A 14,753-nucleotide genomic window follows, 5' to 3' on the forward strand; every position below is an offset into this window, starting at 1 on the left:
GAAGCAGGACAACTGAATATCCACAAGGCTCGGCCACGTCGCATGGGTGTCACGGTGAAGTATGGGGGCTGTAGCCACGTTCGACAGAATGGAGCATCATGCGCCGCCCTGTGAAAAACAAGGCAATGACTAAAATGTCGGTGAAATCTGCCGCTGTTAAGTTCGCTGCCGTTGTCTCCGTCGCTGCCGTTCTTACGGCAGCGACGTCTTGTTCGCCCACACCTGAGGCTGCTGAGAGCAAAACGCTCAAGATCGTCTATCAGAAAACGGACTCGTTCACGGCCTTGGACACCGTCATGCAGGACGCCAAGAAGGAATTCGAAGCTTCCAACTCCGGTGTGACCGTGGACCTTCAGCCCATCCAGGCCAATGACGACGACTATGGGACAAAGCTCGCCCTGGCTCAGCGTTCCGCTGATACGGCGCCGGATGTTTTCTATGAGGACACCTTCAAGGTGCGGTCCGACGTCGACGCCGGTTACCTCCTCAAACTGGACAGTTACCTTGAGAAGTGGGACGACTGGGGGGCGTTCAACGAAGCTGCCAAGGCAGCCGGCCGCGCGGATGACGGCGGCATTTATGCGGTGCCGTTGGGCACTGATACGCGGGGCATTTGGTATAACAAGTCCGTCCTGCAGAAGGCGGGAATTTCCCTACCGTGGCAGCCGAAAACGTGGGACGAGATCCTGACCGCCGCGCGCGCCATGAAAGCTGCGGATCCCAATGTGATCCCGTTCAACATGTATGCAGGCAAGGGGACCGGCGAGGGAACGGTCATGCAGGGCTTCTATGAACTGCTCTATGGCACAGACAGCAGCCTGTATGACGAGAACGAAAAGAAGTGGGTGGTGGGCTCCCAAGGGTTCACCGACTCGTTGGCGTTCTTGAAAACCCTGTATGACGAGAAGCTCGCCGTGAGCCCTGCCGAAGCCCTGGACGCGAACGTCTGGAAGAAGGTCTTTGGCGAGTGGTTCCCGCAGGGCAAACTCGGGGCAACTGTGGAAGGTTCCTACACGCCGTCGTTCTGGCAGAAAGGCGGCGCATATGAGTGGGCCGGCTATGAGCAGGAGATGGGCGTAGCAATGTTCCCCACCCAGAAGGGACAGGACCCCGGTGGCGTGAGCATGTCCGGTGGTTGGACCCTGGCTGTGGGGGCGAAGAGCAAGAACCCTGAACTGGCCTTCCAGTTCCTCACCACAGCGCTGAACAAGAAGAACGCCCTGGCCTATGACATCAACAACTCCCAGATCGCTGTCCGCACGGATGTTGCATCGGAGCCTGAGTATCTGGCAGCCAACCCGTTCGTGAAGGACGTTTCAGACTTGGTGAAGGTAACGCATTACCGGCCGGCGACTGCCGATTACCCGAGGATCTCCACGGCCGTCCAAGTAGCTACTGAGTCCGTTATCACGGGTAAGCAGAGTCCTGAGGACGCCGCGGCTGAATACGATGCCACCGTCCGCAAGCTGGTAGGTGAGGACAAGGTTCTGGAGAAATGAGAATGCGCCGCTTCCTGCGGCTGCTCCCCGTCGTCCCGTCCGTTCTCCTGCTCCTGTTGTTCCTGCTGGCTCCTGTGGCGTGGTCCTTCTACGCCTCCTTCACGGACGCCGCGTTGTCAGGGCGGGCGGCCAAAGACCCGCAGTGGGTGGGTGCAGACAATTACGTCCGGATGTTCAGCGACGACTCTTTCCCTTTGGCCGCGTGGCTCACGGTAGTGTTCGTCGCAGCGTCGGCGGTGCTGGGACAGAATGTGTTGGGCTTGCTGATTGCCCTGTTGATGACGCGTTCGCGCAGGGCAATGGCATCCTGGGTGGGGACCGCTGTGGTGGCGGCCTGGGTGCTTCCGGAGATCGTGGCTGCGTTTGCCGCCTACGCCTACTTCAACCGTGAGGGAACGCTCAACCAGTTAGTGGGAGCCTTCGGTGGTGTGGGCCCGGATTGGCTGTACTCGTTTCCCCTGGTGGCGATCGTCTTGGCGAACACCTGGCGTGGAACTGCCTTCTCCATGCTGGTTTACCGGGCAGCGCTTGCTGACGTTCCCAGGGATATCGCAGAGGCGGCGCTCATGGATGGGGCACGAGGCTGGCAGCGGCTGGCCTTCATCACGCTGCCGCTCATCCGGAGCAGTATCGCCACCAACCTGATGCTGATCACGCTTCAGACGTTGGCTGTGTTCACCCTCATCTGGGTGATGACTGCTGGAGGCCCCGCCAATGCCAGCACCACCTTGCCGGTGTTGGCTTACCAGGAAGCGTTCAAGTTCGGTGACATTGGTTACGGCACAGCCGTGGCATCGGTGCTGATTCTGTTGGGGATGATTTTCGGTGGCGTGTACGTGCGGTTGCTACGGGAGCAACGGCCATGACCACCAAGGCCAAGTTGGGCGCGGACATCGCCTTGGCGGTCATCGGGATTTGTTTTGTCGCGCCGTTGCTCTGGTTGCTGCTGGCCGCCGTCGACCCCCAAGCCGGGTACCAGACCAAGGTCCCCTTGGCGCCTTCCACCGAGAACTTCCGTGCGGTGATGACTCCCGAGCTGTTGTTTCAACCCTTGGCAAACAGCTTCCTGTTGTCAGCGGGCACGGCTGTGGTGAATGTGCTTGCAGCTGTGCTTGCCGCCTACCCGTTGTCCAGATATCAATCACGGTTCAACAGGCCCTTCATGTACACGGTCCTGTTTGGGACGTCGTTGCCCGTGACGGCCATCATGGTGCCTGTCTATGGCTTGTTTGTTCAGCTTCAGTTTTTGGATTCCATGGCTGCCACCATCTTCTTCATGGCAACTACCACGTTGCCCATGGCGATCTGGATGACCAAGAACTTCATGGATTCCGTTCCTCTAGAGTTGGAGGAAGCGGCGTGGGTGGATGGGGCCTCCACGATGGCGGCGCTGCGGAGCATCGTCCTGCCTCTGATGAGGCAGGGACTGGGAGTGGTGTTTATTTTTGTTTTCATCCAGGCGTGGGGGAACTTCTTCGTCCCCTTCATCCTGCTGCTGTCCACAGGCAAGCAACCAGCCGCCGTTTCCATCTTCAGCTTCTTTGGCCAGCACGGCGCTATCGCTTACGGCCAGTTGGCCGCGTTCTCCATCTTGTATTCGGTCCCTGTGCTGGTGCTCTATGCGCTGGTATCGCGTGGCATGGGAAATTCGTTTGCCCTGTCTGGCGCTATGAAGGGTTAGTTCGGTGTCAGTCGATGTCCTCGATGATCTCCCCGTAGGGTATGGAATCGTCCAGATGGGCTTGGTGACCGGTTGGGCCCCTGTTGAAGGTGATGCGGACGCCGTGGCGTTGGTCTGCTGCAGACTGGAGGAGAACCGGCCGTACGGCGTCGATGACGTGCTGGTCCTGGGAGGCGAGGTACTTCTGATAGGCGGCTGGTAGCGGATGCATGGCAAAAGAATAGACCCAGGAAGACCACATGGGGAGGGGTCCCCATTGCGGCGCCGCTCCAGGAAGGCTTGGATGAAGTGGCCGTTTCACATCAACGCCAGCAAGCAAGGGGACCACGAGTGCAACAGATGACAGCCATGGCCGGAATCGATGCGCCGGACATGGCCCGTGCCCAGCAACTCGTCGGGAGCATCGTACGAAGCTTCGAAAACAAAGTGGTGGGCCAGGCACGGCTGCGGGAGACGCTTGTGATCGGCCTGTTGACCGGTGGGCACGTCCTGTTGGAAAGTGTGCCCGGCCTGGCCAAGACCACCGCGGCCCAAGCAATCGCGGAGTCGGTGAGCGCAGAGTTCCGCCGGATCCAGTGCACGCCGGACCTCCTGCCCAGCGACATCGCCGGTACGCAGATTTTCGACGCCGTCAAAGGCACGTTTGTCACCCAATTGGGCCCGGTCCACGCCAACATCGTCCTGCTGGACGAGATCAACCGATCCAGTGCCAAGACCCAGAGCGCCATGCTGGAAGCGATGCAGGAACGGCAGACGTCCATCGGCGGCGAGTCCTACCCTTTGCCCCAGCCCTTCCTCGTGCTGGCTACGCAGAACCCCATAGAGCAAGAAGGGACGTATCGACTTCCCGAAGCGCAGATGGACCGGTTCATGCTCAAGGACGTACTGGACTATCCAAGCCCTGCGGAGGAAGCGGAAGTCATCCGGCGGATTGACGCCGGCGTGTTCAACGCGGACCAGAAGCCTCCGGCGGCCGCCTCCCTTGACGCCGTAGTCCAGGTCCAGGAATTGGTACGGCGGGTCTACATCGATCCGGCGATCGTCCGCTACATCGTAGGACTCGCCTACGTCACCCGCAACGCTTCACAATATCTGGAGCCCAGGCTGGCCAACGTCGTGGAATTCGGTGCCAGCCCGCGGGCGAGCATCGCCTTCAGCCAAGCATCCCGCGCCATGGCATTGCTCAAGGGGCGTGACCACGTCATACCTGAGGACGTCAAAAACCTCGCACATCGGATCCTGCGTCACCGGATCATTCTCGGATTCGATGCCGTGGTTGAGGAAATTTCCGTGGAAACCGTGATCGACGCCGTACTGGCGTCCGTCCAGACGCCGTAGCGGGGCCTGCACGTGCCCAGCCTCCTCCGACGCGTCAAGTCGAAGATGTTCATCTTCGCCCACCGTAGGACACTGACCCTTCTTGACGGCGAATACGGTTCGGTCTTCAAAGGACGCAGCCTGGACTTCGACGAACTCCGGGCGTATGTCCCCGGCGACGAGGTCCGTGACATCGATTGGAAAGCCACGGCACGGCACGGATCACCCCTGGTCAAGCGCTATGTCGCAGTGCGCCGCCACGCGGTCCTGTTACTGGTGGATACCGGAAGGAACATGGCGGCACAGGCGTTCTCGGGGGAGTCCAAGAAGGACATCGCCATTCATGCGGCCGGGGTCCTGGGGTACCTTGCTTCCCGGCACGGTGACGACGTGGGTCTCCTTCACGGGAACGCCGTTGCGTCCAAGTACCTCCCGCCTCGCAGTGGCGAGGAGCATTTGGAGCGGCTGCTCCGTGAAGTGGATGCGAGTGCTTCCCTTGACGGCCCAGCCAGTGGCATCGCAGCGCAGTTGGATTATGTGCTGAGGTACCTGAAGGGGCGCCTGCTCATTGTCGTCATTGCGGACGAGTTCCTGCCGGATGCCCGCACGGAGGGCCTGATGCGGAGGTTGCGCGGCCGGCACGAAGTCCTGTGGCTGACCGTTCGGGACGCCGAGCTCGCTGCTGAGCCAGGGAGCCAAATGCAAGACAGCACGGACGTGGGCACGGGACGTGGAATTCCCCGGTCTGTGGCCGTGGACGGTAAAGTACGTGCCGCCTACGCTGCGGCAATGCTTAAACGCGACCAAGGGCGGCGGGACGTGTTCCACAGGCTGGGAATCGCCGAGGAACACACAACCGGCAGCGAGAACGTCCTGACCGCAGTCTTCTCACTCCTGGAAAAGCACCGCTCCGGAACTTTCACCACAAGAACCTTTGCCCGGGGTGGCACTCGTGCAGGATGAAGCCGGCTTCTATTCGCCCCTGCAGTATCAGCCACAATGGTTGTGGCTTGGGCTCGTTCTGGTGCTCATCATCGGGGCTTGGTACGCATGGATCTTCCGGCCAGCCCGCAAAATGGTGGCGGTCCACGAAGATCCAGCCCGTCAGGTGACGGTGGTGCCGGACCTTGAGACACTTCGGGCCGCTTGCCTGGCCGCAATCAACGCCACAGCTTCAGACGCCGACGCCGGCCGCCTACCCGAGCGCGACGCGCACCAGCGGCTCAGCTTCCTCGTGCGGGAGTTCGCCGGAGCGGCCACCAGCCTGCCAGTGACCTCCATGACCCTCGAGGATCTCCACCGCCACGACCTCAAGGAACTTGCGGCAGTTGTGGCCGGCATCTATCCCAACGAGTTCGCGCCGCTACCCGTCCATACGGTCAGGCAATCCGCGGAGACCGCGCGTCAGGTGGTCTTGGCATGGAACTAAGCTACTGGTGGATTCTTCCCATGGCCGCAGCAGCCGTGACAGTCACAGCGTGGCTGTACCGCCGCCGTCGTCCGCAAAAAACCAAGCCAATCGCGCACGGTGGGCGGCTCACTGAACTCCCCGAATACCAAAGGGCCCTACGCCGGCACCGCACCCGCTTGGCGCTCGCGGTGGTGTTGGGCGCAGTGTTCCTCGCTGCGACCGCCACGGCAGCGGCAAGGCCCATCCAACGCACAACAGAGCAGCCGGAAGTCAGGAACAGGGACATCGTGCTGTGCTTGGACGTCTCTGGGTCCATGACCAGCACGGATGCCGCCATCGCTGCAGTATTCGAAGACCTCGCCAAGGAGTTCGACGGCGAAAGAATCGGCATGGTCATCTTCGACAGCAGCAGTGTGCAACTCTTCCCGCTCACCGACGACTACCAGTTCGCCGCCGAACAACTCACGCAAGCGAAGGAAGCCTTGGACAGCGGCACCGGGTCCTTCTTCGACGGCACCTGGAACGGGGAAGGCTCCTCGCTCATTGGTGACGGACTGGCATCCTGCATACAGAGCTTCCCCGACACGGCCGCAGGGGAGCGCTCACGGTCCGTGGTGCTGGCCACGGACAACTTCCTTTCCGGGGAACCGATCTTTACCTTGGACGAGGCCGCAGCCCTGGCCGCCGGGAAAAACGTGAAGGTGTACGCCCTGAACCCCGGCGACATGGACTACGGCGAGCAACCCGGGCAGCCCGGTGCCCAGCTCAGGGCCGCAGCAGAAAGGACCGGCGGCTCCTACTTCACCTTGGACAGCCCCACCGCCGTGCCGGGCATTGTCCAAAAAGTGCAGGAAACCGAGGCCACAAGCTACCTCGCGGCACCGCAGGCAGTGGTCGCCGATACACCCGCTTGGCCTCTGGGTATCGCCTTGCTTGCCGGCTCGGGAATGCTGCTGCTCGGATGGCGGCTGGAACCATGACCTTCGCCCCCATCATTCCGTGGCCCTTACTGGCCTTGGCATTCATCGCCGTGCTGGGCTTCACTGCCTGGACCTACATGAGGAGTGTTCGAAGCCAGCCGCTTCGAACCTGGAAGCCCGCAGCCCTGCGGAGCGCCGCCGTCGTACTTCTTCTGCTCGCCGCTTTGCGTCCCGGTTGGGCAGGTGGCCAAGCCCAAACCGCCACCGCTGACCTCGACGTCTACTTCGTCGTAGACACCAGCACCAGCATGGCAGCCGAAGACTACAACGGAACCGGCACCCGGCTTTCAGGGGTCAAACAGGACGTCATGGCCATCGCAAAGGAACTCGCGGGAGCCAAGTTCTCCCTCCTCACCTTCGACAACAAAGCAACCGTCCGCATGCCGCTCACACAGGACGCAACAGCCCTCCAAACCGCCATGACCACCTTGCAACCCCAAAACAGCAGATACGCCAAGGGGAGCAGCGTCACGGGTGCGGCACAACTCCTGAAAGAAAGGCTCGCAGCCGCTAACCAGCAACATCCGGGTCGTCCGGCACTGGTCTTCTACGCCGGCGACGGCGAGAACACCAGTGCCGAGGCCCCGGCCCCCATGGATACCACCCATGTGGCCGGGGGAGCGGTACTGGGGTACGGCACCGGCGAGGGCGGCCCGATGAAGGAAACCGCGGACCCTGACGCTGGATACGTGAAGGACAAAACCTCCAACACCCCACAGGATGCCGTCTCACGAATTGACGAAACGCAGTTGCGAACCATCGCAGAGCAACTCCACGTCCCCTACGCCCACAGAACAGGCGCCGAGCCAACACAGGACATGTTGGGCCAAGCCCGCCCCGGCGCCATGACCGCCATGACACACGACGGCCCGGGGCGCGTAGAGATCTACTGGTTGCTCGCCCTGGCCGCTTTCCTCCTGGCAATCCACGAGCCGTTGCGGCACTTCACCGCACTTCAAGCGCTTCGGCCCACCATGCGGAAGGAGCCCACCCCATGAACGGGGACAACGCACGACGGCGGCGGAGCAGCCTTGCGCTCTGGTCAGCGCCACCTGCGCTCGTGGCGCTCGCACTTGCGGCGAAGCTCCTGAGTGTTGGGGTGCTGGGTGCCTCCGCCGGTCAGTCCTTCGATTCCGGGCAGCAGCAGGGAGTGGCCAGCGCGGCGTCTTGGTTGCAGATAGCCAACATCCTTGAGCCGCACAAGGCACATTTCGCCTCCGGGGATGCCCACGTTTTGGCGGGCGACTTCACAGCTGCGCGGAAGGACTTTGAGTCAGCGCTGAGGGCCGGCTCCGGTGTCGATGAGTGCAAAGTGCGCGTCAATCTGGTCCTCAGCATTGAGAAGTTGGGGGACGCCGCCGGGGATCGGGATGCCGCCGCCCAACTGTTCAGGGAAGCTATGGCGGCAGCAAAAAGCGCACCGCCGCAGTGCCACGCGGAAGGTCCGGCAAACGCCGCCGGAGAGGGTGGCAGCCTGGACGCGGCCCAGGACCGGCTGGCCGGCAAAATCACCGAGGGCGAGTCGCGGAACAGCGATGCAACTACGCCCAACCAGGAAACGCCGTCGCCCCCCAAACAGGAACAGCTTCAGCAACTTGAAGAGACCGCGCAACAGGCCCAGCGGGAGCGTTCGGAAGGTCAGGAACGCGGCGAGTACCTGCGAGGACCGGACAAAGCCCCGGGTATGGATAGGCCATGGTGACTTGACGTAGCATCTGCTGTGCTCGCGTCCCGCGCAACCTCGTCAAGCCGGCCATAACGACGGGCGGCCGGTCACCCGAAAGGTGACCGGCCGCCGTCGTTCGCGGTTAAAAGCTGTTTACGACTCCCACAGGATTTCGTCGTCCACCACGCCGTCCTCATCAGCGGCTACTACCAGCAGCTCGTCGGTGAAGTGCGAGCCGAGGGTGAAGTCCAACACGAAGTACCGCTCCGGCTGACCCGGATAGATGGCCACGTGGCCGAGTTTGAGGGCTTTCAGGAAGACGTCGTTGGTGAGCTGGCCCTTGTCGCTGACACCAAAGACCGATTCGAGTTGCTCTTCCTTGAGCTGCGAGCTGTGGAAGTGCAGGAACTGTTGGGGATTAGTGCCGTCCTGGTCGAGTTCATCGGCGATCATCTCCCTGACCTGATCCACTAGTTCCGGCAGGAAGCGCAATCTATAGTCCACCTTGCGCATGGCCGCCTCATCGAAGTGGTCGTGCGCGGTGACATTGAGGTCCAGCTCCAGCTGGTTGCCGCCAAGTTCGTGTCTCGCGACGAAGCAATGTTCACGCCCGTGATTGAGCTCGATCTCCCCAAAATGTTTGCTCGCTACCTTGCCCATGTGATCAATCTAACCCCATCAACCGGCGGGTTCCAGCACTTCGCAGCAATTCACCTCTGGAGCTTGCGACCCTTGACAGGAGCGGATTTCAGGGGGTGAAGACCACTCTTTCCCGAGGTGTCCCTGAGAGTGTCCGCAAGCAGCTGTGTGAACAACTGCACTTGGGCTGTGCGCTTTTCGTTGATGAGAAGGGCGAACACGTTCCGGGCCAGCCGGATGTCCGGTACGTCAAGGACCACGACGCCGGGTGGCCGGTGCCGCAGGGCCAGTTCCGGTACCAGCGAGGCACCAAGGCCGGCGGCTGTCATCTCCAGGCTCGCGTGGAAATCATCGCTGTAGGCCACCACCCGGGGGTGCAGGTTGCAGCTGGCGAACAGGCGTTCGATCACCAGGGCATCGCTGGTGCCCGGGTGGTGGATGATCCATGGCATGTCGGAGAGATGTGCTGCTTCGATCTCGGCGTCCTCGCGGATCTTCCAGGATGCGGGCAGCACTACACGGAAGTCGTCGTCGCCAATCCACTGGCGTTCCAGTGAATGCGGCCACGCCAGGCCGGACTGCCCCACCTGGTACACAAGTGCCACATCCAGTTCACCGCCGCTGCGCAGGCCTTGAATGGTTTGTGCCGGCTCGGCTACGGAGACCCGCAGCTCAATACCCAGTCCGCTCCATCGCTCATTCCTGAGGATGTCCGGCAGTACGTAGGTTGCGAGGCTGGGGAAAATGCCCAGCCTCAGTTCCTGCGCGGGGGAGTCATTGGTCCTTGAGGCTGCTGCCATGAGGGCCTCGACGTCGGTCAGCACTTTCGACGCGTGCCGGGTCATGGTCACCGCGGCCTCCGTTGGGACAACGCTGCGGGCTGATCGCTGGAAGAGCTCGACGCCGGTATCGCGTTCCAGCGCAGCCATCTGTTGGGAGACTGCGGAAGCTGTGTAGCCGAGTTGGGCGGCAGCGGCTGCGAAGGAACCCAACCGGGTGACCTCCATCAAGGTGCGGAGATGGAGAAGGTTGACCATCAGCCGATTTTAGCTGTTCGCCACGCCACATTTTCAAAGTGTCACGACACGCCGTATCCGGGCGACACGCTGAAGATTAAATGTGGCTAAGTAGTCCACAGGGTGTGGATGACATCTCTCAATTCGGCGGAATCACGGACATTTTGAGGGCCCCCGCCTGTGGACGAGCGGTGGATTGAATGACATACTTGTAATACATCATCTTGGGGTTCCGGCGAGGCGCTTGCACTACATGTAGTATCAATTTACGGATTGAGCGGGAAACCAGCACAAGACTAAATAAGCGTGTTGGCTGCCACAGCAGCCCGCGGGCCGGTATCGGATTCAGAAACTAGTTCCGGTTGAGCCCGCCAGATACGAAGAGCGACAGACTTCAACTAAGGGGACAGGGATCATGACCGTTACGGTTTACACGAAGCCGGCCTGTGTTCAGTGCAACGCAACCTACCGTGCACTCGACAAGAAGGGCATTGCCTACCAGAGTGTCGACATCTCCCAGGACGCCGAGGCCCTCGAGCGCCTCAAGGCCCTGGGCTACATGCAGGCGCCGGTTGTCGTGACCGAGCAGGACCACTGGTCTGGTTTCCGCCCGGACAAGATCGAGGAACTGGCCCAGGCTGTTTCCTCCGTGGCCTAAGTTTTCATTCAAACTTCGCCACCACAGCAAACTCAGAATTCCTATGTAGTGGAGGTGACTCCCATGGCACCGCTGGCAACGGCAACCGTACGCGAAGCTGCGGAAGCGGTCACCACCAGGAGTCACCTCATCTACTTTTCCTCGACTTCCGAGAACACCAAACGATTCGTCCAAAAACTGGGCAGGGATGCAGCGCGCATCCCGCTCTATGCCCAGGATGCGCCGCTTCAGGCCCTTGAACCTTTCGTCCTTGTGCTGCCCACTTACGGCGGAACAAACGGCGAAGGTTCGGTGCCGAAACAGGTCATCAGGTTTTTGAACGATCCCCGGAACAGGAAACTGATCCGGGGTGTTATTGGAGCAGGGAACACCAATTTCGCGGATAACTACTGCGCAGCGGGGGACATCATCTCCGTCAAGTGCAAGGTGCCGCATCTTTACAAATTTGAACTCATGGGGACGCCGGAAGACGTTCAACGGGTCAACGAAGGGCTGGAAAAGTTTTGGACACAACTGTCGCAGAAACAGAAGTAACCGGGGGCGCTGTGGACACGGTCAAGAAGCCGCTGCCTGAGGCTTTCAAGGGCTTGGGTTATCACGAGCTCAACGCCATGCTGAACCTGTATGGCCCCAACGGTGAGATCCAGTTCGAAGCCGACCGTGAAGCTGCGCACCAGTACTTCCTGCAGCACGTGAACAACAACACGGTGTTCTTCCACGACCTGGAAGAGAAGCTCGACTACTTGGTGAAGAACCAGTACTACGAGCGCGAAACCCTCGATCAGTACACGATGAACTTCATCCGCGACCTCTTCAACCGCGCGTACAAAAAGAAGTTCCGCTTCGAGACCTTCCTCGGCGCCTTCAAGTTCTACACGTCTTACACGCTGAAGACTTTTGACGGCAAGCGTTTCCTTGAGCGCTACGAAGATCGCGTCTGCATGGTGGCCCTGCACCTGGCCCGCGGTGACGAAGAGCTGGCGAACCGCCTCGTTGACGAAATCATTGATGGCCGCTTCCAGCCGGCCACTCCCACGTTCCTCAATGCCGGCAAGGCTCAGCGCGGTGAGCTCGTCTCCTGCTTCCTGCTCCGCATCGAGGACAACATGGAGTCGATTGCCCGCGCCATCAACTCCGCGCTCCAGCTCTCCAAGCGCGGCGGCGGTGTAGCTCTTTCGCTCACCAACATTCGCGAGCACGGCGCCCCGATCAAGCAGATCGAGAACCAGTCCTCCGGTGTTATCCCCGTGATGAAGCTCCTCGAAGACAGTTTCTCCTACGCCAACCAGCTCGGTGCCCGCCAGGGCGCAGGTGCCGTGTACTTGCACGCCCACCACCCGGACATCCACCGCTTCCTGGACACCAAGCGTGAGAACGCTGACGAGAAGATCCGCATCAAGACGCTCTCCTTGGGCGTCGTGGTTCCGGACATCACGTTCGAGCTCGCCAAGAAGAACGAGGACATGTACCTCTTCTCCCCGTACGACGTCGAGAAGGTCTACGGCGTTCCGTTCTCCGATATTTCGGTGACCGAGAAGTACTACGAGATGGTTGACGATTCCCGGATCAAGAAGACCAAGATCAGCGCCCGCGAGTTCTTCCAGACTCTCGCGGAGATCCAGTTCGAGTCCGGCTACCCGTACATCATGTTCGAGGACACCGTGAACCGGGCCAACCCGATTGACGGCAAGATCACCATGAGCAACCTGTGCTCGGAGATCCTGCAGGTTTCCTCGCCGTCCATCTACGCCGAGGACCTCAGTTATGAGACCGTTGGCAAGGACATTTCCTGCAACCTCGGTTCCATGAACATCGCCAAGACCATGGATTCGCCGGACTTTGGTCTCTCCATTGAGACCTCCATCCGCGCCCTCAGCGCTGTTTCGGACATGTCGTACATCAACTCCGTGCCTTCCATCGCCCAGGGCAATGCCCAGAGCCACGCGATTGGCCTCGGCCAGATGAACCTCCACGGCTACCTTGCCCGTGAGCACGTCCACTACGGCTCCGAAGAGGGCCTGGACTTCACCAACATCTACTTCTACACGGTGCTGTTCCACGCCCTGCGCGCTTCCAACCGCCTGGCCATCGAGACCGGCCAGAAGTTCGGCGGATTCGAGAAGTCCACCTACGCTTCCGGTGAGTTCTTCGACAAGTACACCGAGCAGGAATGGGTTCCGGAGACGGAGCGCGTCCGCGAGCTCTTCGCCGGCCACCACATCCCCACCCAGGATGACTGGCGCGAGCTGAAGGCTTCCGTCATGGAGCACGGTATCTACAACCAGAACCTGCAGGCCGTTCCGCCCACCGGTTCCATCAGCTACATCAACAACTCCACGTCCTCGATCCACCCGGTGGCCGCCAAGATCGAAATCCGCAAGGAAGGCAAGATCGGCCGCGTTTACTACCCGGCCCCTTACCTGACCAACGACAACCTGGAGTACTACCAGGATGCCTACGAAATCGGCTACGAGAAGATCATCGACACCTACGCCGCTGCCACGCAGCACGTGGACCAGGGCCTGTCCCTGACGCTGTTCTTCAAGGACACCGCCACCACGCGTGACATCAACAAGGCGCAGATCTACGCATGGCGCAAGGGCATCAAGACCCTCTACTACATCCGTCTCCGCCAGATGGCCCTCGAAGGGACCGAGGTTGAGGGCTGCGTCAGCTGTGCGCTCTAATCAACTAAATTCGGTTGATTCCTTGCGGCGGGCTGCCGCACTCAAAACTAAAGATTACGACGGCGGGTTACCACCCGCCGTCGTAGGCTTATCTCAAGAAAACCATCGCTTAAGGGGATGAAATGACCGAAAAGGTCAAGCTGCTGACACACGTCGAGGCCATCAACTGGAACAAGATCCAGGACGACAAGGACGTGGAAGTCTGGAACCGCCTGGTCAATAACTTCTGGCTCCCGGAGAAGGTGCCGCTGTCCAACGACGTCCAGTCGTGGCACACACTGACGCCGGACGAGCAGCAGCTCACCATGCGCGTTTTCACTGGCCTCACTCTCTTGGACACCATCCAGGGCACCGTCGGCGCCGTTTCGCTGATTCCGGACGCGATCACCCCGCACGAAGAAGCTGTGTACACCAACATCGCTTTCATGGAGTCGGTGCACGCCAAGTCGTACTCGTCCATCTTCTCCACCCTGTGCTCCACCAAGGAGATTGACGACGCTTTCCGCTGGTCCCTCGAAAACGAGAACCTGCAGAAGAAGGCCCAGATCGTCATGGACTACTACCAGGGCGACGATCCCCTGAAGCGCAAGGTTGCGTCCACTCTGCTGGAGAGCTTCCTCTTCTACTCGGGCTTCTACCTGCCCATGTACTGGTCCTCGCGAGCCAAGCTCACGAACACGGCTGACCTCATTCGCCTCATCATTCGCGACGAGGCCGTGCACGGTTACTACATCGGCTACAAGTTCCAGAAGGGCTTGGAGAAGGTTTCCGAGGCCCGCAAGCAGGAAATCAAGGACTACACGTTCGAGCTGCTCTTCGAGCTGTACGAAAACGAAGTTCAGTACACGCACGACCTCTACGACGGTGTCGGCCTTGCCGAGGACGTCAAAAAGTTCCTGCACTACAACGCCAACAAAGCCCTCATGAACCTCGGCTACGAGGCCATGTTCCCCGCTTCCGTCACCGACGTGAACCCGGCCATCCTGTCGGCCCTGTCCCCGAACGCCGACGAGAACCACGACTTCTTCTCCGGCTCGGGCTCCTCCTACGTGATTGGCAAAGCTGTCAACACGGAGGATGAGGACTGGGAGTTCTAAGACGTCGTCTATTAGTCGACTTTAGAAGGCGGACAGCGAGCGATCGGCTGTCCGCCTTTTTTGTGCGCAGCTTGAGGCAACGCAGCTCCGTCGGCGGGTGGT

The 14,753-nt window shown here is 60.6% G+C and carries 16 protein-coding genes; 13 read left to right on the plus strand and 3 right to left on the minus strand.

The features are described from left to right. Positions 1 to 134 precede the first annotated feature (134 nt). Genes AC6CH8_RS18765 through AC6CH8_RS18775 form a run of 3 tightly spaced genes read left to right on the plus strand, consistent with a single transcriptional unit; the run spans position 135 to position 3,180 of the window. Complete coding sequence (locus tag AC6CH8_RS18765) at positions 135 to 1,499, plus strand: extracellular solute-binding protein (protein WP_498191872.1); 1,365 nt, start codon at positions 135 to 137, stop codon at positions 1,497 to 1,499. Further along, on the plus strand, positions 1,496 to 2,365 hold the full coding sequence (locus AC6CH8_RS18770; protein WP_498191860.1) for a carbohydrate ABC transporter permease: 870 nt from the start codon (positions 1,496 to 1,498) through the stop codon (positions 2,363 to 2,365). The genes AC6CH8_RS18765 and AC6CH8_RS18770 overlap by 4 nt, the downstream gene beginning before the upstream one ends. Then, a complete protein-coding gene (locus AC6CH8_RS18775) occupies positions 2,362 to 3,180 on the plus strand; it encodes a carbohydrate ABC transporter permease (protein WP_420178244.1) in 819 nt (272 codons plus the stop codon). The genes AC6CH8_RS18770 and AC6CH8_RS18775 overlap by 4 nt, the downstream gene beginning before the upstream one ends. Positions 3,181 to 3,187: 7 nt before the next feature. Here the strand turns inward: AC6CH8_RS18775 and AC6CH8_RS18780 are convergent, their stop codons facing one another. After that, positions 3,188 to 3,391, minus strand: coding sequence for a hypothetical protein (locus AC6CH8_RS18780; RefSeq protein WP_243836799.1), 204 nt, complete (start codon positions 3,389 to 3,391; stop codon positions 3,188 to 3,190). 128 nt (positions 3,392 to 3,519) lie between these two features. On the opposite strand from AC6CH8_RS18780, the gene AC6CH8_RS18785 reads away from it, so the two are divergent. Genes AC6CH8_RS18785 through AC6CH8_RS18810 form a run of 6 tightly spaced genes read left to right on the plus strand, consistent with a single transcriptional unit; the run spans position 3,520 to position 8,590 of the window. Continuing rightward, complete coding sequence (locus AC6CH8_RS18785; protein ID WP_498191874.1) at positions 3,520 to 4,518, plus strand: AAA family ATPase; 999 nt, start codon at positions 3,520 to 3,522, stop codon at positions 4,516 to 4,518. A 12-nt stretch (positions 4,519 to 4,530) separates the two neighbouring features. Further along, entirely contained in the window at positions 4,531 to 5,460 is a 930-nt protein-coding gene (locus tag AC6CH8_RS18790; RefSeq protein WP_498191862.1) for a DUF58 domain-containing protein, read from the plus strand. Next, entirely contained in the window at positions 5,450 to 5,926 is a 477-nt protein-coding gene (locus AC6CH8_RS18795; protein ID WP_178994981.1) for a hypothetical protein, read from the plus strand. Before AC6CH8_RS18790 ends, AC6CH8_RS18795 begins: the two co-directional genes overlap by 11 nt. Further along, positions 5,917 to 6,888, plus strand: a complete 972-nt coding sequence (locus tag AC6CH8_RS18800; protein WP_498191864.1) for a vWA domain-containing protein — start codon at positions 5,917 to 5,919, stop codon at positions 6,886 to 6,888. The genes AC6CH8_RS18795 and AC6CH8_RS18800 overlap by 10 nt, the downstream gene beginning before the upstream one ends. Continuing rightward, entirely contained in the window at positions 6,870 to 7,886 is a 1,017-nt protein-coding gene (locus AC6CH8_RS18805; RefSeq protein ID WP_498191866.1) for a vWA domain-containing protein, read from the plus strand. The genes AC6CH8_RS18800 and AC6CH8_RS18805 overlap by 19 nt, the downstream gene beginning before the upstream one ends. After that, positions 7,883 to 8,590: a hypothetical protein gene (locus AC6CH8_RS18810; protein ID WP_498191868.1), complete on the plus strand. Its 708-nt coding sequence runs from the start codon at positions 7,883 to 7,885 to the stop codon at positions 8,588 to 8,590. Before AC6CH8_RS18805 ends, AC6CH8_RS18810 begins: the two co-directional genes overlap by 4 nt. A gap of 117 nt (positions 8,591 to 8,707) precedes the next feature. Here AC6CH8_RS18810 and AC6CH8_RS18815 read toward each other — a convergent pair whose 3' ends face one another. Further along, entirely contained in the window at positions 8,708 to 9,214 is a 507-nt protein-coding gene (locus tag AC6CH8_RS18815) for a DUF2004 domain-containing protein (RefSeq protein ID WP_011775024.1), read from the minus strand. Between the two features lie 50 nt (positions 9,215 to 9,264). Continuing rightward, positions 9,265 to 10,230: a LysR family transcriptional regulator gene (locus tag AC6CH8_RS18820; RefSeq protein ID WP_498191870.1), complete on the minus strand. Its 966-nt coding sequence runs from the start codon at positions 10,228 to 10,230 to the stop codon at positions 9,265 to 9,267. A 394-nt stretch (positions 10,231 to 10,624) separates the two neighbouring features. On the opposite strand from AC6CH8_RS18820, the gene nrdH reads away from it, so the two are divergent. The 4 genes from nrdH (at position 10,625) to nrdF (ending at position 14,651) form a co-directional block, all read left to right on the plus strand. After that, on the plus strand, positions 10,625 to 10,867 hold the full coding sequence (gene nrdH, locus AC6CH8_RS18825; protein ID WP_011775022.1) for a glutaredoxin-like protein NrdH: 243 nt from the start codon (positions 10,625 to 10,627) through the stop codon (positions 10,865 to 10,867). A 63-nt stretch (positions 10,868 to 10,930) separates the two neighbouring features. Beyond that, positions 10,931 to 11,401 carry a class Ib ribonucleoside-diphosphate reductase assembly flavoprotein NrdI gene (gene nrdI, locus AC6CH8_RS18830; RefSeq protein WP_091467904.1) on the plus strand — a complete coding sequence of 157 codons (471 nt, stop codon included), beginning with the start codon at positions 10,931 to 10,933 and terminating at the stop codon, positions 11,399 to 11,401. Between the two features lie 11 nt (positions 11,402 to 11,412). Then, on the plus strand, positions 11,413 to 13,554 hold the full coding sequence (nrdE, locus tag AC6CH8_RS18835) for a class 1b ribonucleoside-diphosphate reductase subunit alpha (RefSeq protein ID WP_429331917.1): 2,142 nt from the start codon (positions 11,413 to 11,415) through the stop codon (positions 13,552 to 13,554). Positions 13,555 to 13,676: 122 nt separating this feature from the next. Next, complete coding sequence (nrdF, locus tag AC6CH8_RS18840) at positions 13,677 to 14,651, plus strand: class 1b ribonucleoside-diphosphate reductase subunit beta (RefSeq protein ID WP_011775019.1); 975 nt, start codon at positions 13,677 to 13,679, stop codon at positions 14,649 to 14,651. The last annotated feature ends 102 nt before the right edge of the window (positions 14,652 to 14,753 follow it).

The organism is Paenarthrobacter sp. GQ52 (genome assembly GCF_059759005.1).